The organism is Enterobacter sp. 03-F-07-AD-ECC, from assembly GCF_047530935.1.
Taxonomy (GTDB): domain Bacteria; phylum Pseudomonadota; class Gammaproteobacteria; order Enterobacterales; family Enterobacteriaceae; genus Enterobacter; species Enterobacter cloacae.
This window is the reverse complement of the sequence record NZ_JBLKBZ010000015.1, coordinates 1-26,670: the sequence shown is the minus strand read 5'-3', so window position 1 is coordinate 26,670 and position 26,670 is coordinate 1. Positions and strand designations below refer to the sequence as shown.

The 26,670-nt window shown below is 53.0% G+C and carries 23 protein-coding genes and 1 pseudogene; 11 read left to right on the top strand and 13 right to left on the bottom strand.

Annotated features, from left to right (window positions below; all coding sequences use genetic code 11):
- The first annotated feature begins 160 nt into the window (after positions 1-160).
- Complete coding sequence (locus ACMWKA_RS18675) at positions 161-1,150, top strand: 2-hydroxyacid dehydrogenase (RefSeq protein ID WP_013096773.1); 990 nt, start codon at positions 161-163, stop codon at positions 1,148-1,150.
- A gap of 39 nt (positions 1,151-1,189) precedes the next feature.
- On the opposite strand, the gene ACMWKA_RS18670 is transcribed toward ACMWKA_RS18675, so the two are convergent.
- The 4 genes from ACMWKA_RS18670 to dcp form a co-directional block, all read right to left on the bottom strand.
- On the bottom strand, positions 1,190-2,398 hold the full coding sequence (locus ACMWKA_RS18670) for an MFS transporter (RefSeq protein WP_347479880.1): 1,209 nt from the start codon (positions 2,396-2,398) through the stop codon (positions 1,190-1,192).
- 200 nt (positions 2,399-2,598) lie between these two features.
- Positions 2,599-5,181 (bottom strand): EAL domain-containing protein, encoded by a 2,583-nt coding sequence (locus ACMWKA_RS18665; protein ID WP_348593572.1) that lies wholly within the window; start codon positions 5,179-5,181, stop codon positions 2,599-2,601.
- Positions 5,182-5,391: 210 nt separating this feature from the next.
- Positions 5,392-6,510, bottom strand: a complete 1,119-nt coding sequence (gene asd / locus ACMWKA_RS18660) for an aspartate-semialdehyde dehydrogenase (RefSeq protein WP_284954060.1) — start codon at positions 6,508-6,510, stop codon at positions 5,392-5,394.
- Between the two features lie 266 nt (positions 6,511-6,776).
- Positions 6,777-8,810 (bottom strand): peptidyl-dipeptidase Dcp, encoded by a 2,034-nt coding sequence (gene dcp, locus ACMWKA_RS18655; protein ID WP_335280834.1) that lies wholly within the window; start codon positions 8,808-8,810, stop codon positions 6,777-6,779.
- Positions 8,811-8,953: 143 nt separating this feature from the next.
- On the opposite strand from dcp, the gene ydfG reads away from it, so the two are divergent.
- Complete coding sequence (ydfG, locus tag ACMWKA_RS18650) at positions 8,954-9,700, top strand: bifunctional NADP-dependent 3-hydroxy acid dehydrogenase/3-hydroxypropionate dehydrogenase YdfG (protein ID WP_020688209.1); 747 nt, start codon at positions 8,954-8,956, stop codon at positions 9,698-9,700.
- A gap of 91 nt (positions 9,701-9,791) precedes the next feature.
- The gene (locus ACMWKA_RS18645) at positions 9,792-10,478 is read left to right on the top strand and encodes a GntR family transcriptional regulator (RefSeq protein ID WP_414760490.1); all 687 of its coding nucleotides are present in this window, start codon (positions 9,792-9,794) and stop codon (positions 10,476-10,478) included.
- Between the two features lie 32 nt (positions 10,479-10,510).
- On the opposite strand, the gene ACMWKA_RS18640 is transcribed toward ACMWKA_RS18645, so the two are convergent.
- A complete protein-coding gene (locus ACMWKA_RS18640; RefSeq protein WP_038419309.1) occupies positions 10,511-10,942 on the bottom strand; it encodes a universal stress protein in 432 nt (143 codons plus the stop codon).
- 289 nt (positions 10,943-11,231) lie between these two features.
- Here ACMWKA_RS18640 and ydfZ point away from each other — a divergent pair, with 289 nt between their 5' ends.
- The gene (ydfZ, locus tag ACMWKA_RS18635) at positions 11,232-11,435 is read left to right on the top strand and encodes a putative selenium delivery protein YdfZ (protein WP_013096785.1); all 204 of its coding nucleotides are present in this window, start codon (positions 11,232-11,234) and stop codon (positions 11,433-11,435) included.
- 42 nt (positions 11,436-11,477) lie between these two features.
- On the opposite strand, the gene ACMWKA_RS18630 is transcribed toward ydfZ, so the two are convergent.
- The 7 genes from ACMWKA_RS18630 to ACMWKA_RS18600 all read right to left on the bottom strand — a co-directional run bounded on the left by ACMWKA_RS18630 (position 11,478) and on the right by ACMWKA_RS18600 (position 20,280).
- Positions 11,478-12,941: a mannitol dehydrogenase family protein gene (locus ACMWKA_RS18630; RefSeq protein WP_100168506.1), complete on the bottom strand. Its 1,464-nt coding sequence runs from the start codon at positions 12,939-12,941 to the stop codon at positions 11,478-11,480.
- 224 nt (positions 12,942-13,165) lie between these two features.
- Complete coding sequence (locus tag ACMWKA_RS18625; RefSeq protein ID WP_414760489.1) at positions 13,166-14,704, bottom strand: MFS transporter; 1,539 nt, start codon at positions 14,702-14,704, stop codon at positions 13,166-13,168.
- 27 nt (positions 14,705-14,731) lie between these two features.
- Positions 14,732-16,138: a glucuronate isomerase gene (gene uxaC, locus ACMWKA_RS18620; protein ID WP_414760488.1), complete on the bottom strand. Its 1,407-nt coding sequence runs from the start codon at positions 16,136-16,138 to the stop codon at positions 14,732-14,734.
- Positions 16,135-17,520, bottom strand: a complete 1,386-nt coding sequence (locus ACMWKA_RS18615; RefSeq protein WP_045901048.1) for an MFS transporter — start codon at positions 17,518-17,520, stop codon at positions 16,135-16,137. The genes uxaC and ACMWKA_RS18615 overlap by 4 nt, the downstream gene beginning before the upstream one ends.
- 73 nt (positions 17,521-17,593) lie before the next feature.
- Entirely contained in the window at positions 17,594-18,613 is a 1,020-nt protein-coding gene (locus ACMWKA_RS18610; protein WP_029882822.1) for a Zn-dependent oxidoreductase, read from the bottom strand.
- 14 nt (positions 18,614-18,627) lie between these two features.
- Positions 18,628-19,842 (bottom strand): starvation-sensing protein RspA, encoded by a 1,215-nt coding sequence (gene rspA / locus ACMWKA_RS18605; RefSeq protein ID WP_013096791.1) that lies wholly within the window; start codon positions 19,840-19,842, stop codon positions 18,628-18,630.
- 111 nt (positions 19,843-19,953) lie between these two features.
- The gene (locus ACMWKA_RS18600) at positions 19,954-20,280 is read right to left on the bottom strand and encodes a YnfA family protein (protein WP_013096792.1); all 327 of its coding nucleotides are present in this window, start codon (positions 20,278-20,280) and stop codon (positions 19,954-19,956) included.
- 153 nt (positions 20,281-20,433) lie between these two features.
- On the opposite strand from ACMWKA_RS18600, the gene ACMWKA_RS18595 reads away from it, so the two are divergent.
- Together ACMWKA_RS18595 and speG are read left to right on the top strand one after the other, a co-directional pair.
- Positions 20,434-20,772, top strand: coding sequence for a DUF1283 family protein (locus ACMWKA_RS18595; protein ID WP_013096793.1), 339 nt, complete (start codon positions 20,434-20,436; stop codon positions 20,770-20,772).
- Positions 20,772-21,329, top strand: coding sequence for a spermidine N1-acetyltransferase (gene speG, locus ACMWKA_RS18590; protein WP_013096794.1), 558 nt, complete (start codon positions 20,772-20,774; stop codon positions 21,327-21,329). Before ACMWKA_RS18595 ends, speG begins: the two co-directional genes overlap by 1 nt.
- Positions 21,330-21,346: 17 nt before the next feature.
- Here the strand turns inward: speG and ACMWKA_RS18585 are convergent, their stop codons facing one another.
- On the bottom strand, positions 21,347-22,057 hold the full coding sequence (locus ACMWKA_RS18585; protein WP_014831730.1) for a YnfC family lipoprotein: 711 nt from the start codon (positions 22,055-22,057) through the stop codon (positions 21,347-21,349).
- A gap of 247 nt (positions 22,058-22,304) precedes the next feature.
- Between ACMWKA_RS18585 and ACMWKA_RS18580 the strand changes: the two genes are divergently transcribed.
- The 5 genes and pseudogenes from ACMWKA_RS18580 to ACMWKA_RS18560 all read left to right on the top strand — a co-directional run.
- Complete coding sequence (locus ACMWKA_RS18580; protein WP_038419302.1) at positions 22,305-22,787, top strand: Hcp family type VI secretion system effector; 483 nt, start codon at positions 22,305-22,307, stop codon at positions 22,785-22,787.
- Positions 22,784-23,263, top strand: coding sequence for a DUF2778 domain-containing protein (locus ACMWKA_RS18575; protein WP_071843268.1), 480 nt, complete (start codon positions 22,784-22,786; stop codon positions 23,261-23,263). The genes ACMWKA_RS18580 and ACMWKA_RS18575 overlap by 4 nt, the downstream gene beginning before the upstream one ends.
- A gap of 410 nt (positions 23,264-23,673) precedes the next feature.
- Positions 23,674-23,967 carry a DUF1161 domain-containing protein gene (locus ACMWKA_RS18570; RefSeq protein WP_013096796.1) on the top strand — a complete coding sequence of 98 codons (294 nt, stop codon included), beginning with the start codon at positions 23,674-23,676 and terminating at the stop codon, positions 23,965-23,967.
- Positions 23,968-24,113: 146 nt separating this feature from the next.
- Positions 24,114-26,552 (top strand): annotated as a pseudogene (gene ynfE / locus ACMWKA_RS18565) (selenate/tellurate reductase subunit YnfE).
- A gap of 10 nt (positions 26,553-26,562) precedes the next feature.
- On the top strand, positions 26,563-26,670 hold a 108-nt coding region (locus tag ACMWKA_RS18560; protein ID WP_166406541.1), incomplete at its 3' end, for a 4Fe-4S binding protein.

Genomic DNA, 26,670 nt, shown 5'->3' with positions numbered 1-26,670 from the left:
CATTGTCGCATGTTTAGTCAATCAGTTGAAGTAAATGCCAGTTTTAAGAATAGATGCTCTAAAATAATTGATAGAACTTATTGATTTAAATAATATTTTAGAAATTGTAAGATTATTTTAATCATGCTAACGTGGATGTAAAATCACTGGAGAAAGTCTTATGAAACTCGCGGTATATAGCACAAAGCAGTACGACAAAAAGTATCTGCAACATGTTAACGAGGCTTACGGGTTCGATCTTGAATTTTTCGACTTTCTGCTGACCGAAAAAACCGCTAAAACGGCGCACGGCTGTGAAGGCGTCTGCATCTTCGTGAACGATGACGGTAGTCGTCCGGTACTGGAAGAGCTGAAAAAGCACGGCGTAAAGTATATCGCCCTGCGCTGCGCGGGCTTCAATAACGTCGATCTTGATGCGGCGAAAGAGCTGGGGCTGAAGGTGGTTCGCGTTCCGGCCTACTCCCCGGAAGCGGTCGCGGAACATGCTGTGGGTATGATGATGTCCCTGAACCGTCGTATTCACCGCGCTTATCAGCGTACCCGAGATGCGAACTTCTCTCTGGAAGGACTGACCGGCTTTACCATGTACGGTAAAACCGCAGGCGTGATCGGTACCGGTAAAATCGGCGTGGCCGCCCTGCGCATTCTGAAAGGCTTTGGTATGCGCCTGCTGGCATTTGACCCGTACCCAAGCGCCGCCGCGCTGGAGCTGGGCGTGGAATATGTCGATCTCCCGACCCTGTTCTCCCAGTCTGACGTGATCTCCCTGCACTGCCCGCTCACACCGGAAAACTACCACCTGTTGAATCAGACCGCGTTTGAGCAGATGAAAGACGGCGTGATGATCATCAACACCAGCCGCGGCGGGTTAATTGACTCTCAGGCGGCAATTGAAGCACTGAAAACCCAGAAAATTGGCGCGCTGGGGATGGACGTGTATGAGAACGAACGCGATCTGTTCTTTGAAGACAAGTCTAACGACGTCATTCAGGACGACGTGTTCCGTCGCCTGTCAGCCTGCCATAACGTACTGTTTACCGGGCACCAGGCGTTCCTGACCGCAGAGGCGCTGATCAGCATTTCCGAAACCACGCTGGGGAATTTACAGCAGCTGGAAAACGGCGAAGCGTGTCCTAACGAGATAGTCTAAGCCTGGCATGCCGGGTGGCGGTTGCGCCCGGCACATACGCTACGCCCCGTCCGGGGCGTTATCGGTCTGCCAGGTCCGGTTCGGGAAACGCCACCAGAGCAGGACCGCCGCCAGGGCAATAGCGCTCAGCACACTGAAGGCCGTCGCAAAAGAGTAGTGTCCGGCGATCGTCCCGGTTAAGGCAGGGCTCATCGATGCGCCAACCCCCTGCATCAGCATGACCACGCTCTGCCCGGCATTAACGTGCCCGCTCCCACGCAAAAGCACCACGATAAATGACGGCACCACCACGCCCAGGATCCCGGCGGCAAGACCATCAAGAATTTGTACCGGGATCATCATAAACGGTGCATCGGTAGACGCAGCCAGCGCCGCGCGTACCGGCATGATTAACAGCGCCAGCATGATTAAACGCCAGTAGCCATCGCGTTCGATTCGCCTGGAGGCCAGGATAGCCACCGGGATCATCACCGCCTGCGAAATAATCACCGTCGCCGCAGCAAACACGCCGGGATTAACGCTGGCCGGTGCGGCAGCGACCCGCATGCTGAGCATCGGCAACAGGGCCGCATTCGCCAGATGGAACAGCAGCAGCGTCAGCCCGGTCACGAACAGGGCTCTGTTTTTCATCAGTACGGCGAAACCCGGCACCGGCTGATGTTCTGACGCGTTCAGGCCGCGCGCCGCCTCATTGTCGATATCCTTATTGCGTATCGCCAGCAGCGAACAGAGCGTTAACAGCGTTGTACAGGTCATCAGCAGGAAGATGCCCCCAATGCCCCAGTACCACGCAATGCCCCCGGCGATCAGTGCCGTGAGGAAATTTCCACCGTGATTGAACGCCTCATTTTTGCCCATCTGCGCGCTAAACCCGCTCTGCCCCGTCAGCCCCAGAGTGATCCCGGTGATAAGTGGCCCCACGAACGCCGCGCAGATCCCGGTGACAATTTGCGAGAGCGCGACAACGCCACTCTGCTGGCTAAACCAGAGCAGCAGCGTACTCAGGGTGATCAGCAAACAGAGCAGCGCCAGAACGGAACGTTTGTTTTTGGTGGTGTCGGTGATGAACCCCGCCGGCAGCGTGGCCAGAAGTCCTGCCAGACCTCCGGCGGTCATCAGCAAGCCGATGTCATCCGGCGTCCAGTGCCGCTGCGTCAGGAAGATACCGAGAAAAGGACCGAGACCGTCACGGACGTCAGCGATAAAAAAACTCGTCAGGCACAACGCCCGCAGTGAACGAAGAGACATACTTCCTGCCTTTTGTCGGGATGGCTGGCTCGGTTAGCGGCGGCCTGAATCTCAAGTTCGCCCGGAAATCAAAACGTTGAGCCGAGTTTATCAGCCAGACGTCAGAGCGAAAACTACGCGATTTGATTACAGGCACGCCGGGTAACGCTGCGCTTACCCGGCCTACCGGATCAGCAGGCCCAGGCAAGCAGCATGTACCCTTAATAAATTACGTGGTTGGTTTTTAGATTTAAATCTGCAATCGCCGCCGGTTTGCCGAGTAAATATCCCTGGACTTCGTCACACTTATTTTTCTTCAGGAACGACAATTGTTCTACGGTTTCGACACCTTCTGCGGTGACCTCCATGGAATAGGCTTTACCCAGATCGATGATCTTCTCGACCACCGACTGGTTCTGTGTCGAATCCCCTAAAGAAAAAATAAAGCTTTTATCGAGCTTTAAGCCATCAAACTGGAACTTCCGCAGATAGCTCAGAGAGGCATAGCCGGTACCGAAATCATCAATCAGAATACGCACCCCCATTTTTTTCAGGGCCATCATGGTCTGCAACGTTTTCTCTGGATTAGAGAGCGTGACATTTTCAGTCACCTCTATTTCCAGCCGGGTAGGCTCAAGCCCGGTTTCATCAAGAATAGCTTTTATTCTTTCGGCGAGATCGCTTGCCTGGAATTCAATGGCTGAAATATTGACTGAAACCGAAAGCCCCGGCAGTTTTTCATGCGTCTCTGTACAGGCCTTACGAATGACCCAGTTGCTGAGGTTGATGATGAGCCCCGTTTCTTCAGCGAGTGGAATAAACTGATCGGGCATCATGTTTCCACGTTCAGGATGCTGCCAGCGAACCAGGGCTTCTACGGCGTCGATGCGAGAATGTCTGAGGTTATAACGCGGCTGATAAACCAGATAGAGCTGGTCTTCCCGAATTGCGGTCTTTAGCGCTAATTCCAGCTTTCTGCGCTCGGTCAGCTTTTCCGACATATCCTGACGATAATAGACCCATCGGTTTCGACCGGATTGTTTAGCCTGATAAAGCGCAATATCAGCATAGCGTAAAAGGTCGTTTGCACTGGTACTGTCCTGGGGAGCCAGAGCAATGCCCATGCTGACGCCGATGGTCACATCATTGCCATCAATGGTGAACGGGCGGTTGAGTTCTTGCACGATGCGATGACACACCTCTTCTATGTGGTCCAGGTGCCGGGTGTTGTCGAGAAGCAGCATAAATTCGTCCCCGCCCTGTCGTGCGACAAAATCACCGCGACGAACACATTTTTTAAGCCGTAAGGCAACCTCGCCAAGCAGGGCATCGCCCGTTGAGTGGCCGAAAATATCATTCACGGGTTTAAACTTGTCCAAATCAAGGCAAATCATGGCAAAGGGGGAATTGTGGATATCCTCTTTAGCCAACTGTCCTGTGAGGAACTCCTTAATATGATACCGGTTGGGAAGGCCCGTTAATTCGTCATGGCGTGACAGAAACTCAACACGTTTGGTGGCTTCCACTTCCAGAGAAACATCCGATGCCGCCCCCCGTAAAACCACCGTGCCATCAGGCTGAGCAGAGAATTTTGCCAGAAGTGTGCAGTACGAAGTTGACCGTTGAGCGTTAGTGTACGGGCAGTTCTTAAATTCAAAGCGCCCCGATAACTCACGCCGCCTGACGCACGTATTTAATAAACCGTTTGTCGAAGGAAAAAGCGCATCCAGCTTGCGTCCCAGCCACTGACTCTCGTCATAGCCCGTGACAGTCGTAAAACGCCCTGATAGCCAGGTGATCGTTAACGATAAATCCGTTTCCCAGAACCAGTCACTGGTGGTTTCACTGACATCCCTGAAGCGTTTTTCACTGGTAATCAGATTTAACCGAGCCTGCTCAAGGAGAAAGATATTTTCGTCATGAATTTTTGCCTTATGCAAAATATGACGCATCAGGATCGCCGTCAGCGCGAGGGTCAGAAGGACAGACAGAATGAGCAAGGGTAAAAAATAAATGATCAATGCCTGGCCGGGGTTTTCTGTGTCCCAGATAATATGGACTGGGCCATTCTGGGTACGTAACGTCAATGCTGTCAGACTGTCTGTCTCAGCAAGGGCGTCAGAAGAGACCGCGCGGACGTTTTCGATCCCTGCATCGTGCCCAATCGCAAGCAGTTTCTTAGCCGTTAAGGTGTCGATAAACAACATGGTTGATGGCTTACCGGGCAACGACTGCACGCTGGTATCATCTCCCGTCGTTATCCATGCCGCAGAAACGATGGCGGGGACGGAATGGATAAGCGTGAGCATGGAGACCGGCAGTCCATTTTTACTGCCCGTCTCACTGAGTAAATGGTCTATGGTGGATTGATCTAACCAGCGTTCCAGCTCTTCGTGCTTCAGTTTCCCGTCAAGCACGCTGTAACGGGTGGTTCCCTCCGGGGACAGCACAAACACGCCTTCGTAGCCAAAGTTATCATACAGAGACTTGCCCAGATTCTGCTTATCCCATGCCCAGTTCAGGTCAGTTTTTTGATGAAGATGTTTGTAAGCATCTCCCCACTCAGCATTATCTTTCAAATGGCTGCGCATGTTTTCCTGGCGGGCGTCTAATGCTTGCCTTAACAAAAACTCGTCATGTTTATCGCTGATTTTATTAACATTGTTTTTAATGATCAGCAATGACACTATCGCTGCGATAAAAATACCTATCAACAAGGTAACAATATAGGTAAACGTTTTATTTATCAGTCCTTTAGAATGCTCGCTATCCGTAAAGCCAGGGGTCTTCTGAGGTATGGTCATTCTTCGCCTTCTCAACTGCTATTACGTCATTTTTGTGCTATCCACAGTTATCGGCAAAAAAACACAAATTTTTATAGCGAAGCCTCCTTAAGCAAAACATTGTTTATTTTTTTAACCCAGATCAAATTATTCCGCATTAACGCGCATAAAAAACCGGACTGTCCGCCCGGTTCTGTTTTCAGCTAATAATGAACAACAGGTCTAAACCCATTATATTCTGTTAAGCAAAATATTAAGCATGCGGCGTAATGGTTCCGCTGCCCCCCATAATAGCTGATCCCCAACGGTCAATACCGAATAAACAGGTTCATTATTTAGCGCCATTTTTTTATAACGCCCTACGCCAACCTTAAGCGTGCCGCTAATATGTGCGGGAGTAAGCAGGCTGACGCTGGCCTCTTTATTATTAGGGACGTATTTTACCCAAGGGTGAGCGTCGCTTACCCTTTTAGCAAATTCAGCTTCATCCACTTCGCGTTTGAGTTTCATTGTAATGGCCGCACTATGGCACCTGATTACACCAACACGAATGCACAGACCATTAACCGGGATGGTGCCTTTTTTCAGGCCAAGGATTTTATTTGTTTCTGCTTCACCCTTCCACTCTTCGCGGCTATTGCCATCCCCCAGGTCGCTATCAATCCAGGGAATGATGCTCCCCATCAGCGGCGCGCCAAAATTCTCAACAGGCAAGTCACTGCTGTTAATCAGTTCGCTGACTTTATTGACCAGAGGAAGCACCGAGCCTGCGTTTTCCAGCTCATCGGGGGTTAAATTTCGGGTGACAAATGCACTTTGGGCGATCAACTCGCGGACATGCTTTGCACCCGCCCCCGAAGCTGACTGATAGGTCATCACGCTCATCCATTCAATGAGATCGGCCTTGATCAAACCGGCGAGCCCCATCAGGCTTAAGGTGATTGAACAGTTACCGCCTACAAAAAGTTTACCGCCCTTTTTGATGGAATCATCGATATTTTCACGGTTCACAGGATCCAGGATGATACAGGCTCTTTCGTCCATTCGCAGCGCTGATGCGGCATCGATCCAGTAACCTTCCCAACCATGATCAATTAATGATTGATACATCGATTTTGTATATTCACCGCCCTGGCAGGTAATGATGATATCCATTTCCGCCAGCGCATCCAGTGAATACGCATCTTTAAGTACCGAACGGACACCATTAATGACAGGCCCAGGTGCCCCAACAGAAGACGTACTAAAAAAACTGGCTGCAATATCATTAAAATCATTTTCTTCGAGCATGCGTTGCAGCAATACTGACCCAACCATACCGCGCCAACCAACAATGCCAACCTGCTTCACGGGTTTACCTCAATGACGTTACAGAAGTGTTAAGAGAGGTAAAGTTTATAACCCGTTAAATCCCGCACGTCATTCTTTATTTTACTCGTTTTTGCAATAATAAGAATGTTTAATAAGGGGTTAGCGAAACTGATGAATATTGTGTTTGTGTTCACTTCTACAGAATATAAGGATTCATATGAGGAAAAAATGAGAGGTATTCTGAAGAGTAAAACTGGACAAAAAAATCGGGCTTCCGCCCGGTCCTGTTTAAGCCAAAATTGACGCTACTCGCTCAGCCCGCGATTCTCCAGCATAGGCTCAATCTTCGGATCGTGCCCGCGCCAGTTTCGGTACAGTTCTGCTAAATCCGTGCTGTTCCCGCGCGACAGAATCGCCTCGCGGAATTTTTGCCCATTCTCGCGGGTTAAACCGCCCTGCTCGACAAACCACTGATAGCCATCATCCGCCAGCATCTGCGTCCACAGGTAGGCGTAATAACCTGCCGCATAGCCGCCGCCGAAGATATGCGCGAAGTAGCTGCTGCGATAACGTGGCGGTACGGCGGGCAGATCCAGCCCCTCTTTTTCCAACGCTGCTTTTTCAAATTCCTCTACGCTCGAAACGGCCTCACGAATGCCGTGCCAGTTCATGTCCAGCAGCGCGGCGCTGAGCGTTTCCGTCATGTCATAGCCTTTGTTGAAATGCGTTGCGTTGAGCATGCTTTCGCGCAGCGCGTCCGGCATCGGTTCGCCGGTCTCGTAATGGCGGGCATAGTGGGTAAATACCTGCGGGTGGCTGGCCCAGTGCTCATTGATTTGCGACGGGAACTCAACAAAATCACGCGGGGTATTGGTCCCGGACAGCGTGGCGTAGCGCTGACTGGCAAACAGGCCGTGCAGCGTATGACCAAATTCGTGGAACAGGGTTATTACATCATCCCAGGAGAGCAGCGCGGCGCCTCCGTGGCTGGGTTTTTGATAGTTACACACGTTGTAGATAACCGGATGGGAGGCAAATTCATAAGATTGCTCGACGAAATTCCCCATCCACGCTCCGCCCTGTTTCGAATCGCGGGCGAAGAAATCGCCGTAGAACAGCGCCATGCCTTCTCCAGTGTGGTCGAAAATTTCCCACACGCGGACGTCCGGGTGATACACCGGAATATCGAAGCGCTCGACGAAGCGGATACCAAACAGCTGGCTGGCCGTCCAGAATACGCCATCATGCAGTACGTTATTGAGCGCAAAATACGGCTTAATTTGCGACTCATCCAGGGCATATTTCGCCTGACGCACACGCTCGGCATAAAAGGCCCAGTCCCAGGCCTGCACGGTGAAGCCGCCCTGCTCATCAACAATGACTTTCTGGATATCGGCCTGTTCCTGCACCGCACGGGTGCGCGCCGCAGGGACAATTCCACGCATAAAGGTCAGTGCGGCCTCCGGCGTTTTTGCCATCTGGTCGGCGATGCTCCAGCTCGCAAAGTCGTCAAAGCCCAAAAGCTGCGCCTGGCGCGCACGCAATGCCGTGAGACGAAGGATCAACTCGCGGGTATCATTTTCATCGCCTTTCTGCGTACGCAGCCAGCCTGCGTTGAACAGGTTTTCACGGGTCTGTCGATTGCGAAGCAGTGAAAGCGCAGGTTGTTGGGTGGTGTTCAGGAGGGGGATTAGCCAGCGATCCTTCAGCCCTTTATCGGCGGCGGCCTGAGCAGCCGTGGCGATCTCCTCTGCGCTTAACCCCTCGAGCTGGTGAACATAATCCACCACCAGCCCGCCCGCCTTATCTGCGGCCAGCAGTCGCTGGTTGAACTGGCTGATCAGTGAGGCGACTTGTGTGTTCAGGTCTTTCAGTTCAGCTTTTTCAGCGTCGTTCAGTCGCGCCCCGGCCAGCACGAAGCGCTGGTGCGTCACTTCAACCAGTCGGCGGGACTCAGCATCCAGCGCCTCACGATCCTGCCAGACGCTCTCCACGCGGGAAAACAACGTGTCGTTGAGCCAGATATCATTGGCCAGCGCGGCCAGCTCGGTTGAGAGCTGTTCTTCCAGCTCCTGAAGGCGGGCATTGGTGTGCGCCGACGTCATGGCAAAGAAAATACTGCTGACGCGCGCGAGCATGGCACCGCTTTTCTCCAGCGCCAGTACCGTATTATCGAAATCGGGTGCTGCCGTTTGCGCGACGATGGCGTCAATATCTGCCCGCTTCTGGCGTATGGCCTCATCAAATGCCGGGCGATAGTGGCTGTCGTTGATTTCATCAAAACGCGGGGCCTGATAAGGCAGCAGGCTAATGTCAAAAAAAGGGTTACGGGTTGACATCTTTTACTCCTGATAACGGTTAACTTTCCCAGAGTAGGCCAGGCCGCCATTGACCGCAATGCGGTCATACAAATGATGCCTTAACGCACCCTCTCAGGGCGTGCTATGTTAGTACAACACAAAAAGCGTTGAGGAACAGTGAGATGATTATTTTAGTTACCGGGGCAACGGCAGGTTTTGGTGAATGCATCACGCGTCGCTTCGTCGCCAACGGCCACAAGGTGATTGCCACCGGCCGCCGTCAGGAGCGTCTGCAGGAGCTGAAAGAAGAGTTGGGTGACAATATCCTGACCGCGCAGCTTGATGTGCGCAACCGCGCCGCCATTGAAGAGATGATTGCCAACCTTCCCGCGCAGTGGCGTGCCATTGACGTACTGGTCAACAACGCCGGTCTGGCGCTGGGTATGGAGCCCGCGCACAAAGCCAGCGTGGAAGACTGGGAAAACATGATCGACACCAACAACAAAGGGCTGGTGTATATGACCCGCGCCGTACTGCCAGGCATGGTGGAGCGCAATCGCGGCCACATTATCAATATCGGCTCGACCGCCGGAAGCTGGCCGTATGCGGGCGGCAACGTCTATGGTGCGACAAAAGCGTTCGTGCGTCAGTTCAGCCTGAACCTGCGTACCGATCTGCACGGCACCGCCATTCGCGTCACGGATATCGAGCCGGGCCTGGTGGGCGGTACCGAGTTCTCCAACGTGCGTTTCAAAGGCGATGACGCGAAAGCAGATAAAACCTACGAAAATGCCAACGCGCTGACGCCGGAAGATGTCACTGAAGCGGTCTGGTGGGTCGCGACGTTGCCAAACCACGTCAATATTAACACCGTAGAGATGATGCCTGTCAGCCAGAGCTTTGCCGGACTTAACGTCCATCGAGGCTGACTCTGCCCTTCCCGGCCTGCGGGCCGGGTCTGTATCAGGGTATAAAAGAATGGTAGTATGTTCAGGCTAACTCTCTGAGAAATGACAACTCATGGCCGCTGAATCGCAACTCAATCCCACCCAGCCCGTTAACCAGCAAATCTATCGCATATTACGACGTGATATTGTGCATTGCCTGATCCCGCCTGGTACCCCGCTTTCAGAAAAAGAGGTATCCGTGCGTTTTGACGTTTCCCGTCAGCCCGTACGTGAGGCGTTTATCAAGCTTGCTGAAAACGGCCTGATTCAGATCCGCCCGCAGCGCGGCAGCTATGTGAATAAAATATCGCTTTCTCAGGTCCGTAACGGCTGTTTTGTCCGTCAGGCCATTGAGTGCGCGGTGGCCCGGCGTGCGGCCACGCTGATGAATGACAACCAGTGTTACTGGCTGGAGCAAAACCTGCATCAGCAGCGTATTGCCATCGACCGCAAACAGCTTAACGACTTCTTTCAGCTCGATGATGAGTTTCACCAGAAGCTGGCGCAAATTGCCGATTGTCAGCTGGCCTGGGATACCATTGAAAACATTAAAGCCACGATCGACCGTGTGCGTTATATGAGTCTTGACCACGTCTCGCCACCGGAAATGTTGCTTCGACAGCATTATGATATTTTCAGCGCGCTGGAAAAACGCGACCCTGACGGTGTGGAAAAAGCGATGACCGTCCATCTGCAGGAGATCAGCGAATCCGTGCTGCTTATTCGGCAGGAAAACAGCGAGTGGTTTAGCGAAGATTAAATTCGCCGCACCCTTTCGGCGCGGCGGAGAGATTAGCGTACAACCAGGACCGGAATAGTGGCGTAGCGCAGGATAGATTCCGCATTTGAACCCAGCAGATGCGTGGTGATAGTCGGGTTTTTTGAACCGATAACAATCACGTCATATTCCCCTTCTTTGCTCATCCTGATAATTTCATCGCGCACGTTGCCGAAACGCACCTCACAATGAATGTCCTCCGGGGAGAGATCGAAGAGACGCGTTAACTCCTTCATCTTTTTGCTGGATTCCGCGGTCATATACTCTTCAAACTTCCTGATATCTGCATTGAATCCGCGCAGTAACGAGCGGCTGCTGTTGGGCAGAATGTTGACCAGGGTTATCGATGCACCTTCAGCCTTCGCCAGGTTGGCCGCGTGCCGCACCGCTTTATCGCTTAAATTCATTTCAAACACATCAACAGGCATCAAGATTTTCTTATACATAAGCCTGACTCCTTATTTCCAGGAAACGTTATTTACTGCATCCAGAGTGCCATCAGGAATATAAACCAGACTTAAACGCTCACCCGTTGAAATTATCAATTAAAGAAAATAACTGTCCGCTTTGTAAATTACCGTCGTGAACCGTCATCGCCCTGCCGAAATGAAGAAAAAAGTGTGAGTTTGATCAAAAACAAAAAAAAGATGTCCAGAGAGGCGTATTTATAGTGCCCCGTGGACGGCACAACCTGAAATAGCGCCGTAACGGATGTGTTAGCGAGGAGAAAATACCATGATGACTTACGACCGTAACCGTAATGCAATTACCACCGGCAGCCGCGTAATGATTAACGGCACCGGGCATACCGGGGTAATTAAAGCGATCCACAGCGAGGGACTGGATGCCGCGCAGGTACGTCGCAGCAAAACGGTGGAAGTGGAAGGATGTGAAGGTAAGTTCGAACCGATTGAACTGATTCGCCTGGGTATGCACTAACCGGTGCGACATCATGCCGCCGCGAACGGCGGCATGACTGAATTACAGCTGTGCCGCGTACTGCGCAACTGTGGCTTTCGCGCCCTTTTGCAGAAGGGTCTGATACGCCGTCATGACCGCCTCCACAAAGCACGTGTCGTGCGGCAGTTCCTTACCGAAGATGGCTTCAATGCCCAGCAGGGCTTTCACCCGACTTTCCCCTTCCGCGCTCCCGTTGACCGCGGCCTGAATCACCGCCAGCTGAGGATCGCTCACGTCGATGGCGTTCCCCTGTTCATCCACCCCGCCGACATAGCGCATCCAGCCCGCCACACCCAGCGCCAGCAGTGGGAAAGGTTTCTGATGCACCAGATGCCAGCGCACGGAATCGAGCATACGCTGCGGAAGTTTCTGGCTGCCGTCCATCGCGATTTGCCAGGTCCGGTGGCGCAGGGCCGGGTTGCTGTAGCGCGCTATCAGCAGATCGGCATAGTGGCCTAAATCAACCCCTTTTACTTTCAGCGTCGGCGCCTGCTCTTTCAGCATCAGCGCGTGGGCGGCACGACGGTAGTGTTCATCTTCCATACAGTCGTTAATGTGCTGATAACCCGCCAGATAGCCAAGGTACGCCAGGAAAGAATGGCTGCCGTTGAGCATCCGCAGCTTCATCTCTTCAAACGGAATAACGTCGGCCACCAGCTCCGCCCCCGCCTTTTCCCACTGCGGACGTCCGGCGACAAAGTTATCTTCAATCACCCACTGACGGAACGGCTCGCAGGCCACGCCCGCCGGATCGCGTACGCCAGTAAGCTGTTCGATTTTATCCAGCGTTTCCGGCGTCACCGCTGGCACAATACGATCCACCATGGTTGACGGGAAGGTGACGTTGGCCTCAATCCACGCGGCCAGCTCCGCGTCGACCGCGCGGGCATAGGCACAGGTGACATTGCGCATAACGTGGCCGTTCTCCGGCATGTTGTCACAGGACATAACGCTAAAGGCAGGCAGCCCCGCCGCTTTGCGTCGCGCCAGCGCTTCAACCACCACACCCGGCGCAGATTTGGGCTGATGCGGGTTTTGCAGGTCGGCCGCAATCAATGGATGATCGAGCATCAGTTTGCCCGTGGCCGGTGAGTGGCAGTAGCCTTTTTCGGTGATGGTGAGCGACACAATCGCCACCTGCGGCTCACACATCGCCGCCAGTACGGCCTCCAGCCCGTCAACCTGCGCGTGCAGCGCATTTTTGACCACACCGACGACCCGTGATGTCCACGCGTCCGCCGACATTTCGGCCACGGTATAGAGGTTATCCTGCGCGTTCAGATCGGCAATCTGCTGTTCGCCACCAATCAGGTTCACTTCTGTGTAACCCCAGTCGCTGCCGTGTTCAGCGGCCAGAATATCGGCGTACACCGCCTGGTGTGCACGGTGGAACGCGCCAAACCCTAAATGAACAATGCGTGCCTGGAGGCTGCCGCGATCGTACTGAGGCAGCGTCGCTTTCGCCTGTAATAATCGGTTTTCCATGGTTGAGACTCGTTTAATTAATGAAGCTGAGTTCTGCGACCGCACGTTGGCGCGCGGTCGCGCATGTTGACTACACCAGCCAGAATGGCAGTAACCCCCTGGGGCCTTGCCCAACACCATACGGGTTATGTTCAGCGGAACATTGATTTACATTAACTTTGCGCCAACTGGTGTGATATCAAAATTAAGTTGTGTGACATCTTTCAAAAAGATATATACCAACGTCACACAGGATTACGCGCCGGTACTGCGCCTGAACGGCCAGCGGGCTCACGGCACAGCCTGTCGTAGGAATACCCCGTCAAATCTTCCACCACACGGCGTGCTTCGGCGGAAACCAGCTGGGGAGAACCGTTTGCTTTCAGGCGGTCCAGTTCATCCACGAAGATCTTGTGCGTACGCTTGTTCAGATGGAACGTTAATGCCTGCCACAACGCCAGGATGAGTAAGCCCGCAGTCCCGATGAACATCAGCATTGCGATGGTATGAATGGCCTCCTCCGGCTGTGTCTGGCTGCCCTTCACAAAGCCGCCATTCTGTAACAGCAGCCCCACAATAAAGGTGGCGATAGCCACGGTCGTTTTGCGGGAGAAGGTCATCACCGCCGCGAACAACCCCTCGCGACGCTGGCGACTAACCATCTCGTCAATATCGGGGATGAACGGGAAAACGTTCCACGGCGTAAACTCCAGCACACAGCGACCGACCTGATATAACCCAGCCAGAACAACCAGCGTCGCGACGGTATTAAGTGCCGGAATTTGATACACAGCGAAAAAGCCGCCCAGGCAGAGCATCATCAGCGAGTAGGCAAACACATACAGCTTCGACGGCCCGAATTTAATGATCCCCACTCCCGCAATCAGCGTGACAGGCAGGCCGACGATACTCATCGACAGCAGTGTGCCGGCAAGCGACGAAGAGACATTCAGGCAGTAAACACAGAAGAAGACAAACACGGTGTTGTAGACATCTTTCCCGGTAAACGACAGCAGGTAGATGGCAAGGTGTTTTCTGAAGGCCCGGATTTTCAGCGTTGAACCATACTCTTTAAAGAGGCGACCAAAGGCAGCCAGCTTTTGCGTCAGCGTTCGGGGCGCCGTGCTTGTTTCAAGCTCGGCCAGCATCTCCGGGGTTAACTCGCGTTCCCAGGTCACCTTCCACGAGATAAAGACGCAAACCATAAACAGGACGGCAAAAATAACGCCGTTAATCAGATAAGCATGGGCGCTGTTTTCCCCAAAATAGCCAATCAGCAGCCCCGGAATGAACGTCGCCAGGAAGGTACCGGACGCAGAAAGGAACATGCGACAGGTAGAAAGTTTGGTGCGCTGGTTAAAGTCTTTTGTCATTTCCGATGGCAGCGTTTCCCAGGGGATCAATACCATCGCGGCGATAATTTCAAACGCCAGATAGACCGCGAGATAAAAACCGTAGGTCATGCCATCAAGCCACAGTAACGCATAGACCAGCATTAACGGCGCGCCGATCAGCAAAAAGAAGCGTCGACGACCAAATTTTTTACCAAAATAATTTTTGTAAAAATGATCGGTGAAACTTCCCATAAACAGACTGACAATGGCATCAACAATACGCGCGATGGCGACAATGGAGGCTGCCTCAACCGGCGATAGCCCAACGAATGTCGTATAGAAAAATAACAGCCAGGCGCCGATCACGGTAAATGCACCGCCACCCATAATATCCGTTAGTCCGTAGCCGATACTAACCGGAATGGTAATTTTTTTAGCCGCACGAGACATATTTCATCCCCACTTGATGAAGTGAATTTAAAATTTGAAATAATTCTTAGCGTTGTCGTGGCAAATATTTTTAATCATCCGCGTGAGAATATCGTTATTATCAGGGACTTCTCCCCGCTCCACCCAACCGCCGATCATATTGCACAGAATGCGGCGAAAATAATCGTGGCGGGTATAGGAGACCAGGCTGCGGGAGTCGGTCAGCATGCCGACAAAATTCATTAACAGCCCCTGATCTGCCAGGCTGTTGAGCTGGTTTTCCATCCCGCGACGGGTGTCGTTAAACCACCAGCCTGAGCCGAATTGCATCGGTGATTTCACTCCCAGTTCTGCACTCTGAAAATTGGCGATCGTCGTCGCGACAATATCGTTGTAGCTGGGGTTGAGGTTATACAGGATGGTTTTTGGCAGCGCGTCTGCAAGGGCCATGGCATCCAGCAGCTGATTAATATTCGCAGCAAGATTGACCTGATCCGTCAGTGAATCAAACCCGGTATTTATGCCCAGGGCACGGTACATGCGGGTATTATTATTGCGTATCGCACCGAAGTGTATCTGCATGGCCCAGTCATGCTGTCGGTAATAACGCGCCAGCATGATAAAAATAGCACTATCAAGAATCGCGCTATCCCGCGCGTTGAGATGTTCACCCTGCCGTTTACGGACAAATATCGATTCCACGATACTGTCATCCGCAGCCTGATAATGGATCTCCACAGGGCCATGATCCGAAATACGGCACCCCATGTCGTGAAACCTGGCAATACGCTCGCCGAGCGCAGCAGCAAAATCGCTAAAGGCGTGAATGGACCGCCCCGTCAGCTCCGCTAGTCGATCGGTAAAGTCGGCAAACTGATGCGCATCCGGCGTAAAAACGTCATCCGGGCGGAATGTCGGTAATACCTTGACGTTGAATGTTGCGTCATCGCGCAATAACTGATGGTAACGCAGGTCATCCAGCGGTGCATCTGTGGTACAAATGACCTCCACCTTTGAGCGTTTAATCAGTTCGCGGGGCGTAAAATCAGGCTGTTGTAATAAACGATTACAGCGCTCCATTATTTCACGCCAGTTATGGCTGCCCAGCGGTTCATCACAGGAAAAATAGTGATGCAGTTCTAAATGCGTCCAGTGATAGAGCGGATTGCCATAACTGGCGTCGACCGTTTCAGCCCACGCCGCAAATTTTTCTTCTGCGGTGGCGCTGCCCGTAATGTATTTTTCATCTATACCGTTGGCGCGCATAGCGCGCCATTTGTAGTGATCGCCTGCAAGCCAAAGCTCGGTAATATTCTCCAGCGGTTTATTTTCGAAAATATCTTTCGCAACCAGATGACAGTGATAGTCAATTATCGGCAATTCTTTCGCGATGTCGCGATATAACGCAACGCCCCTGGCGTTGCTAATCATAAAGTTATCATTAATGAAACTCATAGCAGCGCTCCATATTTGCGTGACTCACCAGCCTTATTGTCCAGTACCTGTGGTTCAGCCGCGTCTTGTGCCGCGCTCAAATCACGGTCGCGCACTTCCGGCATGAAAATGGCTGAAACCAGACCAATTACGGAATAGGCAATCAGCATCGCGACAATCGGCCACCAGGAGCCGGTCATGTTGCAGAAGATCCCCGCCAGCACCGGACCAAAGCCCACCGCCACCAGACCGCCCGCCTCTTTGGAGATGGCCATGCGGGTAAAGCGATTACGCGAGCCAAACATCTCCGCCATGGTGATGTTTTCCAGCGCGAACAACCCCAGCACCGCGAAGTTATGAATGACAATAATCGAGAGCATAATGACGCCCGGCGCATAGCTTTTATCGACGATAATCGACAGCATCGGGTACGCCAGAATGATGGCGGAAACGTTGAGGAGGATATACGGCAGACGGCGACCGACTTTGTCCGACAGCCAGCCCAGCAGCGGGATAGAGATAAACCCGAGGATTGAACTTATCATCAGCGCATCGGTGGGGATCGCTTTATCAAACAGCAGCGTCTGTACCAGATACCCGGCAAGGAACGTCTGGATCAGACCGGAGTTACCCGCCTGACCAAAACGCAGCCCGGTGGCCAGCCAGAAGGATTTGCTTTTCACCATCGCCCCAAGGGAGGTATCCGGCTTCGCCACCGGTACGGCAGCTTCAGCGTCGTTCACTTTTTCGAAGACCGGGCTCTCTTTCAGATTCATACGCAGCCAGATGGCAAAGATCATCACGACGACGCTGGCCAGGAACGGCACGCGCCAGCCCCATGCCACCAGTTCTTCACGATCGAGAGCAAAGAACATCACCGCCCAGATCGCCGTGGCACTCAGGGTTCCGCAGTTGGTCCCCATCGCCACCAGCGAGGAGATGATCCCGCGTTTGCCCTTTGGCGCATACTCGGCCAGCATGGTTCCCGCACCGGAGATTTCTGCCCCGGCACCCAGCCCCTGAATAATGCGCAGCGTCACCAGCAGAACCGGCGCAAAAATGCCAATCTGGCCGTAGGTCGGCAATACGCCAATCAGGGTGGTACAGATCCCCATCATGGTGATGGTAATAAACAGTACCTTTTTACGGCCAATCCGGTCGCCCATTCTGCCGAAGATAAAGGCGCCGACGATGCGCGCAATATAGCCTGCGCCGTAGGTCCCCATCGCCAGGATCAGCGCCATGGCCGCGGACTGTTCCGGGAAAAAGATCTCATGGAAAACCAGCGCGGCCCCCAGCGAGTAGAGCTGAAAATCCATAAACTCCAGCGCGGTGCCCAGCCAGCCGGATACGGCAGCTTTCACCAGATCTGAAGTCGTTCTTTGAGGTTGTGCTTGAGTCATAATGGCTATCTCTGCAAGGTAAGATGCGTACCACTCAGAGCCTGTCTGCGCAGGCTCTTAACCGCGTAAATTATTATTGGTCGAAGGTGAGCAAGACTTTGCAGCACTGCCGCTGGTCTTTCTCAAACAGTTCGATGGCGTCTGTCACGTGGTGGTAGTCAAAGGTGTGGGTAATCAGTTTTTCAGGATCGATCAGCCCCTTTTCCAGCCAGTCGATCACGACCGGGAATTTGTTGGCATTCAGGCGCGAGGAGAATATCGAGAGCTCTTTGCCGGTGATCCCCTGCTGAACAATCTGGCTCGGATCGCTGGAAAAGCCCATCAGCACGATACGTGCCGCCGGGGAAGCGAGAGTTATCGCTTCCTGCAGAATCGACGGATGACAGGCGGCATCAATGATTAACGTCGGTTTGATGCCTTTTTCTTCCAGCGCCTTGTGTAAATCGAGATTACCGTTGTTCAGGACCCAGTCCGCGCCGCTGCGTTGCGCCATCGCCAGCCGTTCATCAATGCGGTCGACGACAATCACCTGCCTGACGTTGTAGACACCTTTCAGCGCCTGCACGGTAACCAGCCCCATCGGGCCCGCGCCATACACCAGGGCGATATCCTGGTCCGTCGGTTTTGCCTGCCCGGTGACGTTGGCGGCAATGGTAAAGGGCTCGACCATCACGGCGTGTTTATCGGGAATGGCGTCCGGGATGGGCCACGCATTTTTCGCCGGTACCACGGCGTATTCCGCAAAACCGCCGTCGCGATGCACGCCGAGCACGACAAGGGAGGTACACACGTTCGGTTTACCCACCGAGCACGGATAGCAGTGCCCGCAGCTGATCACCGGATCAACGGAAACCCGCTGCCCCAGGCGTCCGGGGTCAACGCCCTCGCCCGTGGCGTCAATCACACCAAAAAATTCGTGGCCGATAACGCGCGGATATTTCGCGAAGGGGTTATGTCCGCGGTAGATATGGCTGTCGGAGCCGCAGATCCCGGCAAGTTTAATGCTGACGCGCACTTCCCCTGCCCCCGGTTGCGGGAGTGGACGCTCTTCAATTACCAGCTGGTTGGGCTGTTGGATCACTACGCTTTTCATCGTTCGCTCCTCGTTTACCAGTTCCACAGCGTGCCGTCTTCAAGACGAGCCACAGGCAGGTAGGCCGGATCGTACGGGTATTTCGCGGCCAGCTTTTCGTCGAACTCAATACCCAGACCCGGCTTGTCGCCCGGGTGCATATAGCCGTTGTCGAAGCGCCAGTTGTGTGGGAAGACTTCAAGCATCTGTTCGGAATAGCCCATATATTCCTGCACGCCGAAGTTCGGCACCCACAGGTCGAAGTGCAGCGCGGCAGCATGGCAAATCGGCGACAGATCGGACGGGCCGTGTGACCCGGTCCGCACCTGGTAGAGCGAGGCAAAGTCTGCAATACGACGCATGCCGGTGATCCCGCCTGCATGGGTAATGGTGGCGCGAATGTAGTCGATAAGCTGCTCTTCAATCAGCTGCTTGCAATCCCAGATGCTGTTAAAGACTTCACCCACGGCAATCGGCGTGACGGTGTGCTGGCGGATCAGGCGGAAGCACGCCTGGTTTTCAGCAGGCGTAGGATCTTCCATCCAGAACATGCGGAATTCTTCGATGCTCTTACCGAAACGCGCCGCTTCAATCGGCGTCAGGCGGTGGTGCATGTCATGCAGCAGATGTTCGTTGAAGCCAAATTTACTGCGCACCGCGTCGAACAGCTTCGGCGTGAAGTCGAGGTATTTCTCGGTGGACCACAGCTGCTCTTCCGGCCAGTCCCCTTTGGTGGCAGGCTCATACGCCAGCCCTTTTCCTTTGGACATGCCGTAGGTGGTTTTCATTCCCGGCACGCCGCACTGGACGCGGATCGCCTTAAAGCCCATCTCTTTATGACGGGCGTAATCTTCCAGCACGTCGTCAATGGTATGCCCGGTGGTGTGGCAATAGACCATTACGCCTTCACGGGAAGCGCCCCCCAGCAGCTGGTAAAGCGGCATATTGGCCGCTTTGGCTTTGATATCCCACAGCGCCATATCCACGGCAGAGATTGCCGACATGGTGACCGGGCCGCGACGCCAGTACGCGCCTTTATAGAAAAACTGCCAGATATCTTCGATGCGGTGCGCATCGCGACCAATCAGCTGCGGGCAGAGGTGGTCTTTCAGGTAAGAGGCGACGGAGAGTTCGCGTCCGTTTAGTGTGGCATCGCCAAGACCGACGATGCCTTCATCGGTCGTAATTTTAAGGGTGACAAAGTTACGCCCCGGGCAGGTGACAAATACTTCAGCCCCGACAATCTTCATAATTCCTTTCCTTACATCGCATGTTGTGATGCAGGAAATTTACGCAACTGAGCTACTACCATACAAGTATAATGATCAAAATATCCGCGAGCGATCACAAAATCAGGGCGCTCATGCGCGCCCCCAGCCCGCCACGATTATCAGCATGCCGCACAGGGCAATCAGGGCCCCGGCCCAGTCGTAGGCGCTCAGTTTTACCCCATCGACCACACGTAACCATAGCAGCGCGGTGCAGACATAAACCCCGCCGTAGGCGGCATAGACGCGACCACTGGCCGCCGGATGGAGCGTTAACAGCCAGACAAACAGCGCCAGCGCGATGCCCGCCGGGATCAGCAGTAACACGGTTGCCCCTCTCTTCAGCCAGAGCCAGGGAAGGAAGCAGCCGATAATTTCACAGAGCGCGGTGGCAAAAAATAACAGCGTTGTTTTGATCATATTTCATTTCAGGTGAGGATTTATTTAACCATCATACCTGATGATACGGTTTACTTTTCCATACCCGCGCCGCGGGTATGCCGTCATTTCTGTTTGGTGTAGAATCTGAACAGGGGAACGTGATTATCTGCACCGATTCAAAAAGGAAACGCTATGAGTACATTAAGCAAACGCCTTTGTCTGACCGCCGCACTGGCGCTGTCAACGCTCGCCTTCGCTGCAACGGCTACCGCCGAAACCAGCAAACTCATTATTGAGTCTGGCGATAGCGCGCAGAGCCGCCAGAATGCCGCAATGGACAAAGAACAATGGAATGACACCCGCAGCCTTCGTCAGAAGGTGAACAAGCGTGCTGAGAAAGAGTGGGACAAAGAAGATGTCGCCTTTGACGCACGTGATAAGTGTCAGCAAAGCGCGAACGTTAATGCCTACTGGGAGCCAAACACCCTGCGCTGCCTGGATCGTCGTACGGGTCGTACGGTAGCACCGTAATGCCGGGTCTTGAGGTTAAACTGCGTCCGCTGGAGCGTGAAGATTTGCGCTTCGTCCACCAGCTCGACAACAACGCCAGCGTGATGCGCTACTGGTTTGAAGAGCCGTACGAGGCGTTTGTCGAGCTGTCCGATCTGTACGATAAACACATTCACGATCAAAGCGAACGCCGCTTTGTGGTGGAGTGTGAAGGCGAAAAAGCCGGGCTGGTTGAGCTGGTGGAGATCAACCACGTGCATCGCCGGGCGGAATTCCAGATCATTATCTCCCCGGAGCATCAGGGTAAAGGCCTGGCCTCGCGGGCGGCGAAGCTGGCGATGGACTACGGTTTCAACGTTCTGAATCTGTATAAGCTCTATCTCATCGTCGATAAAGAGAACGAAAAAGCGATCCATATCTACCGTAAGCTGGGCTTTATGGTGGAAGGCGAGCTAATCCACGAGTTCTTTATCAACGGGGAATACCGCAACACCATTCGCATGTGCATTTTCCAGCACCAGCATCTGGCCGGACACAAACCGTCTGGTGCCAGCCTGCTGAAACCTACCGCGCAGTAACCTGCGCGGCTTTACTCTCAGTAGTATTCAATGGTGTTTTTTATGCTGTACTTGCGCTCAACCGCGGGTTTAACGCTGTCGTCGGTGATGGTCAGGTCGCAGCTCACCGGGTTATTGTGCCGGTCGTAATCGCAGCTCTGCTTCACATTCCCCAGCGGTTTGTCATTCAGTAAACTCACGGCCGAGTAATCCATTCTTTTGCGCAGATCCTTCGAGGGTGTCGACTGTACGGATAAGTGCTGATCCCCGGAAACGGTGGTTTTACCGAGCGGGTAGCCGTCCGCGTCATAGCGATATTTCACTTCCATCTCTTTACCGTGCGCCGCGACCACAAATCCGTTGTCATCGGTATCCCACGTTACACCGGCAGACGGCAGCTCGGCCAGCTGGCATTTGCCCTGCAGTTTCACTTTTCGCTGCTGGGTTTCTGCATCGATGTAGTAGTTGGCATCCAGCACCAGCGCAACGCCGGTATTCGCTTCAAGATCGTGCAGCTCAAGCGTATCAAAGCACCCTTCTGTCGACATCGTCCCGGTCACCCGTTTGGAGACCTCGCCCTTGTCGTTAAACAGCGTCTGGGTAAAGTCTTTGACCGGGCCGCGCAGCGGGTCAAAATCAAACTCATTCGAAAAACTCGCCATCTCAGGCGTGAACGACAGCGGCGCGGAATTGTTGTCGCACCCCACCAGTGTCGCGGCCAGTAGCGTTATCGCTGCGTATTTCTTCACATCATTTACCGATTCAGGGAGATTATTCCCAATCATATTAGCAAATACAGAGAGTTAACGAATAGTGATTCGTTTTTCTTCGTTTCACACCAGACGGTGATGTGACTTATAGCAAATTCCAATAGCACGTCAGAAATGTATAACCACCTGAAATATATGTAATTTCAATAACATTTTTTGCCTACTACAACTGTAATTCAGGATATTAACTGACCCTTCTTTTTAACAACGAGAATGGGGTTTCAAAATGGCAATTCCTGCATACCTTTGGCTAAAGGACGATGGCGGAGCAGATATTAAGGGCGCTGTTGATGTACAGGATCGTGAAGGAAGTATCGAAATTTTAGGCTTCGGACATGGCCTGCATCTACCCACCGACAGCTTAACGGGAAAGATAACAGGCACGCGCGTGCATAGCGCTCTGGTTTTTGAGAAGGAATTCGACAGCTCAAGCCCTTACCTCTATAAAGCCGTAGCAAAGGGGCAGACGTTTAAAAGTGCGGAGTTCAAATGGTACAAGATTAACGACGCTGGCCAGGAAGTCGAATACTTCAACATGTTACTGGAAAACGTCAAAGTTGTCGCAATATGCCCTCTTATGCATGACATAAAAAACCCGGCTACTGAAAAGCATAATCATCTCGAAAGTATCTCATTGCGTTATGAAAAAATAACATGGAGACACTGTGACGGTAACATTATTTTCTCAGATGAGTGGAAAGACAGATGATTCGATGCACTTTTCATTTAAATGGAGGACAATTGTCAACATTAAGTTGTCCAGGTCTGGGATTTTTTCCTGCATATTCCGGAAATGCTGGACCGAACAGAAATAATCCCGACGCAGTTGCGATTCCGAAAGTCGGTCCATTACCACCGGGGTTGTATTACATCGTTACCCGGCCGCGAGGGGGATTAAAAGCACGCTGGAAAGATACCATCAAAGAGCTTGAAAGTGGCTCCAACCGTGACTTTTGGTTTGCTCTTTATCGTGCCGATGAACATATTGATGACATTACATTTATTGATAACGTAGAGCGTGGTTCTTTCCGCTTGCACCCCGCTGGGCAGTCTGGGATCAGTAACGGATGCATTACACTGCCAAACCATGCGCACTACACAATCTTAATGCATGCTTTGTTAGCTTCGGGAGCGATGATGATCACCTCTGAATTAAAAGCCCTTGGTACAATACAGGTATATTAATGAGCGCAAAAAAAAGAGCATTCACCTGGATAGTCGAAACCATGATGCTGTTTGTCATATATTCTGCGTTGTGCTATTTCCTTCCAGACATTGAACTTTACCATTTCTACACAAGTCATTTCGGTTTTGTTACCGAACTGACGTGGAATGAAAACTATACGCTAATACTGTTTATTCTCTCGTTTTTCTTTAACGCCCTGTTGATATATCTGTGGGCTTTAAAAAAGGAAATATAATTATTGGGCGGTGATAATGCCGCCTTTTTTTGTCGCACGAATATTATTTTCTTCCATCGGCATGAAGCCATAAATTTAAACAAATTATAAGAAAATTCAGAATGTGCAGCCAAAAACAAATACTTACATAAACTCTGCTAAAATTAATCTACACACAGAGAAAAGGAGCTACAGATGAAACGGTTACCCTGGATTACCGCCCTGCTGTTAATGAGTGCCTCTACCGCCGCGCTGGCGGCACCGGATTCCTGCGAACGTGTAAAAAGCGACATTCAGCAGAAAATCATCAACAACGGCGTGCCGGAATCTGGCTTTACGCTGAACATCGTACCCAACGATCAGGCCGATCGTCCGGATGCGCAGGTTGTTGGGCATTGTGCCAATGATACCTTCAAAATTTTGTACACTCGCACAGGCAGCGGCGCTGCTGCTGGCGCGCAGGAGAGTCCGCAAGGCGAACCGCAGTGATTTTTAACCACTTTCCTTGCATCAATCCCCCTTGAATTGATGAGGATTAATATTTAATACCTCCAAATAAGTAACACTCACCCCATCATTAGCCCGGTTGTAATCACGGGCGAAAATAATAGTCAATTAAAATGATGGGGTGAGTCATGTCCGATGTCGAACATCACGGTGGAATTAGCCGCCGAACACTCGTTAAGTCCACCGCGATAGGTTCTCTGGCGCTTGCCGCCGGTGGTATCTCGTTGCCGTTTGGATTGAAAAGCGCCGCTGCTGCGGTGCAAAACGCCGTACAGCCTGCTGAAGATAAAGTGGTCTGGGGAGCCTGCTCGGTTAACTGCGGCAGCCGCTGCGCGCTGCGTCTGCATGTCCGTGACGACGAAGTTTACTGGGTGGAAACGGATAATACCGGGGAGGATATCTAAGGCAATCATCAGGTGCGCGCCTGTCTTCGCGGACGCTCCATCCGCCGTCGCATTAATCACCCTGACCGCCTTAACTACCCGATGAAGCGCGTGGGCAAACGCGGTGAAGGTAAATTTGAGCGCATCTCCTGGGATGAAGCGCTGGATACCCTGACCCGCAGCCTGAAAAATGTAGTGGAAAAATACGGCAACGAAGCGGTGTACATTAACTACTCCTCCGGCATTGTGGGCGGCAATATCACCCGCTCTTCCCCTTACGCCTCGCTGGTGGCGCGCCTGATGAACTGTTACGGCGGCTTCCTGAGCCACTATGGCACCTATAGTACCGCGCAAATTTCCTGCGCGATGCCGTACACCTACGGCAGCAACGATGGCAACAGCACCTCCGACATTGAAAACACTAAACTGGTGGTGATGTTCGGCAATAATCCGGCGGAAACGCGTATGAGCGGCGGCGGGATCACCTACTACCTCGAACAGGCGCGTGAACGCTCAAATGCGCGGATGATCGTCATCGACCCGCGTTATACCGACACCGCTGCCGGACGTGAAGATGAATGGATCCCGATTCGTCCGGGTACCGATGCCGCGCTGGTAGCCGGACTTGCATGGGTATTAATCAACGAAAATCTGGTTGACCAGCCGTTCCTCGATAAATACTGCGTTGGCTATGACGAAAAAACGCTGCCGGAAGGCGCGCCTGCTAATGGGCACTATAAAGCGTATATCCTCGGCCAGGGCGACGATAATACGCCAAAAACCCCGGAGTGGGCTTCGCGCATCACCGGTATTCCGGCGGATCGCATCGTCAAGCTGGCGCGCGAGATTGGCTCGACAAAACCCGCCTATATCTGCCAGGGCTGGGGACCGCAGCGCCAGGCCAACGGTGAACTGACGTCGCGCGCCATCGCCATGCTGCCGATCTTAACCGGCAACGTGGGTATCAACGGCGGTAACAGCGGCGCGCGCGAATCGACCTATACCATCACCATCGAACGGATGCCGCTGCCGGAAAACCCGGTAAAAACGCAGATCTCCTGCTTTAGCTGGACAGATGCCATCGCCCGCGGCCCGGAAATGACCGCCCTGCGCGACGGCGTGCGCGGCAAGGATAAGCTGGATGTGCCGATCAAGTTCATCTGGAACTATGCCGGTAACACCATCATCAACCAGCACTCCGACATCAACAAAACCCACGATATTCTGCAGGACGAAAGCAAGTGCGAAACCATCGTAGTGATCGACAACTTTATGACCTCTTCGGCGAAATACGCCGACATCCTGCTGCCGGACCTCATGACCGTCGAGCAGGAAGACATCATCCCGAACGATTATGCGGGCAATATGGGCTATCTGATTTTCCTGCAGCCCGTCACCGCGCCGAAGTTTGAGCGTAAGCCCATCTACTGGATCATGAGCGAAGTGGCGAAACGCCTCGGGCCGGACATCCATCAGAAATTCACCGAGGGCCGGACACAGTCGCAGTGGCTGCAGTATCTGTACGCCAAAATGCTGGCGAAAGATCCGCAGCTTCCGTCCTATGACGAACTGAAAAAAATGGGCATTTATAAGCGCAAAGATCCCAACGGACACTTCGTGGCGTATAAAAAATTCCGCGATGATCCGGATGCCCATCCGCTCAAAACCCCGTCAGGCAAGATTGAAATCTACTCCAGCAAGCTGGCAGAGATTGCCGCCACCTGGGAGCTGGAAAAAGATGAAACCATCAGCCCGCTGCCGGTGTACGCCTCAACGTTTGACGGCTGGGATGCCCCAGAACGTAAAACATACCCGCTGCAGCTGTTTGGCTTCCACTTCAAGGCGCGCACCCACTCCAGCTACGGCAACGTGGATGTGCTGAAAGCCGCCTGTCGTCAGGAGGTGTGGCTCAATCCGGTTGATGCGGCACAACGCGGTATTCAAAACGGCGATATGGTGCGCGTGTTTAACGACCGCGGCGAAGTGCGCATTGCCGCAAAAGTCACCCCGCGCATCATGCCCGGCGTCAGCGCGATGGGCCAGGGGGCCTGGCACGACGCCAACATGAACGGCGATCGGATCGACCACGGCTCATGCATCAACACGTTGACCACCCATCGCCCGTCACCGCTGGCGAAAGGCAACCCGCAGCACACCAATCTGGTGCAGATCGAGAAGGCGTAAGGAGTAACCGATGACGACTCAGTATGGATTTTTTATTGACTCCAGCCGTTGCACCGGGTGCAAAACCTGCGAGCTGGCCTGCAAGGATTACAAAGACCTGACCCCGGACGTCAGCTTC

Excerpts from the sequence above, each read along its gene's own strand:
- ACMWKA_RS18640 (WP_038419309.1), bottom strand. The coding sequence starts at position 10,942 with ATGTATAAGAAAATCTTGATGCCTGTTGATGTGTTTGAAATGAATTTA.
- ACMWKA_RS18645 (WP_414760490.1), top strand. The coding sequence starts at position 9,792 with ATGGCCGCTGAATCGCAACTCAATCCCACCCAGCCCGTTAACCAGCAA.
- ACMWKA_RS18580 (WP_038419302.1), top strand. The coding sequence starts at position 22,305 with ATGGCAATTCCTGCATACCTTTGGCTAAAGGACGATGGCGGAGCAGAT.
- uxaC (WP_414760488.1), bottom strand. The coding sequence starts at position 16,138 with ATGAGTTTCATTAATGATAACTTTATGATTAGCAACGCCAGGGGCGTT.
- speG (WP_013096794.1), top strand. The coding sequence starts at position 20,772 with ATGCCGGGTCTTGAGGTTAAACTGCGTCCGCTGGAGCGTGAAGATTTG.
- ACMWKA_RS18610 (WP_029882822.1), bottom strand. The coding sequence starts at position 18,613 with ATGAAAAGCGTAGTGATCCAACAGCCCAACCAGCTGGTAATTGAAGAG.
- ACMWKA_RS18575 (WP_071843268.1), top strand. The coding sequence starts at position 22,784 with ATGATTCGATGCACTTTTCATTTAAATGGAGGACAATTGTCAACATTA.
- ACMWKA_RS18670 (WP_347479880.1), bottom strand. The coding sequence starts at position 2,398 with ATGTCTCTTCGTTCACTGCGGGCGTTGTGCCTGACGAGTTTTTTTATC.
- ACMWKA_RS18675 (WP_013096773.1), top strand. The coding sequence starts at position 161 with ATGAAACTCGCGGTATATAGCACAAAGCAGTACGACAAAAAGTATCTG.
- rspA (WP_013096791.1), bottom strand. The coding sequence starts at position 19,842 with ATGAAGATTGTCGGGGCTGAAGTATTTGTCACCTGCCCGGGGCGTAAC.
- ydfZ (WP_013096785.1), top strand. The coding sequence starts at position 11,232 with ATGATGACTTACGACCGTAACCGTAATGCAATTACCACCGGCAGCCGC.
- ydfG (WP_020688209.1), top strand. The coding sequence starts at position 8,954 with ATGATTATTTTAGTTACCGGGGCAACGGCAGGTTTTGGTGAATGCATC.
- ACMWKA_RS18665 (WP_348593572.1), bottom strand. The coding sequence starts at position 5,181 with ATGACCATACCTCAGAAGACCCCTGGCTTTACGGATAGCGAGCATTCT.
- ACMWKA_RS18615 (WP_045901048.1), bottom strand. The coding sequence starts at position 17,520 with ATGACTCAAGCACAACCTCAAAGAACGACTTCAGATCTGGTGAAAGCT.
- ACMWKA_RS18600 (WP_013096792.1), bottom strand. The coding sequence starts at position 20,280 with ATGATCAAAACAACGCTGTTATTTTTTGCCACCGCGCTCTGTGAAATT.
- ACMWKA_RS18630 (WP_100168506.1), bottom strand. The coding sequence starts at position 12,941 with ATGGAAAACCGATTATTACAGGCGAAAGCGACGCTGCCTCAGTACGAT.
- ACMWKA_RS18570 (WP_013096796.1), top strand. The coding sequence starts at position 23,674 with ATGAAACGGTTACCCTGGATTACCGCCCTGCTGTTAATGAGTGCCTCT.
- dcp (WP_335280834.1), bottom strand. The coding sequence starts at position 8,810 with ATGTCAACCCGTAACCCTTTTTTTGACATTAGCCTGCTGCCTTATCAG.
- ACMWKA_RS18625 (WP_414760489.1), bottom strand. The coding sequence starts at position 14,704 with ATGTCTCGTGCGGCTAAAAAAATTACCATTCCGGTTAGTATCGGCTAC.
- ACMWKA_RS18595 (WP_013096793.1), top strand. The coding sequence starts at position 20,434 with ATGAGTACATTAAGCAAACGCCTTTGTCTGACCGCCGCACTGGCGCTG.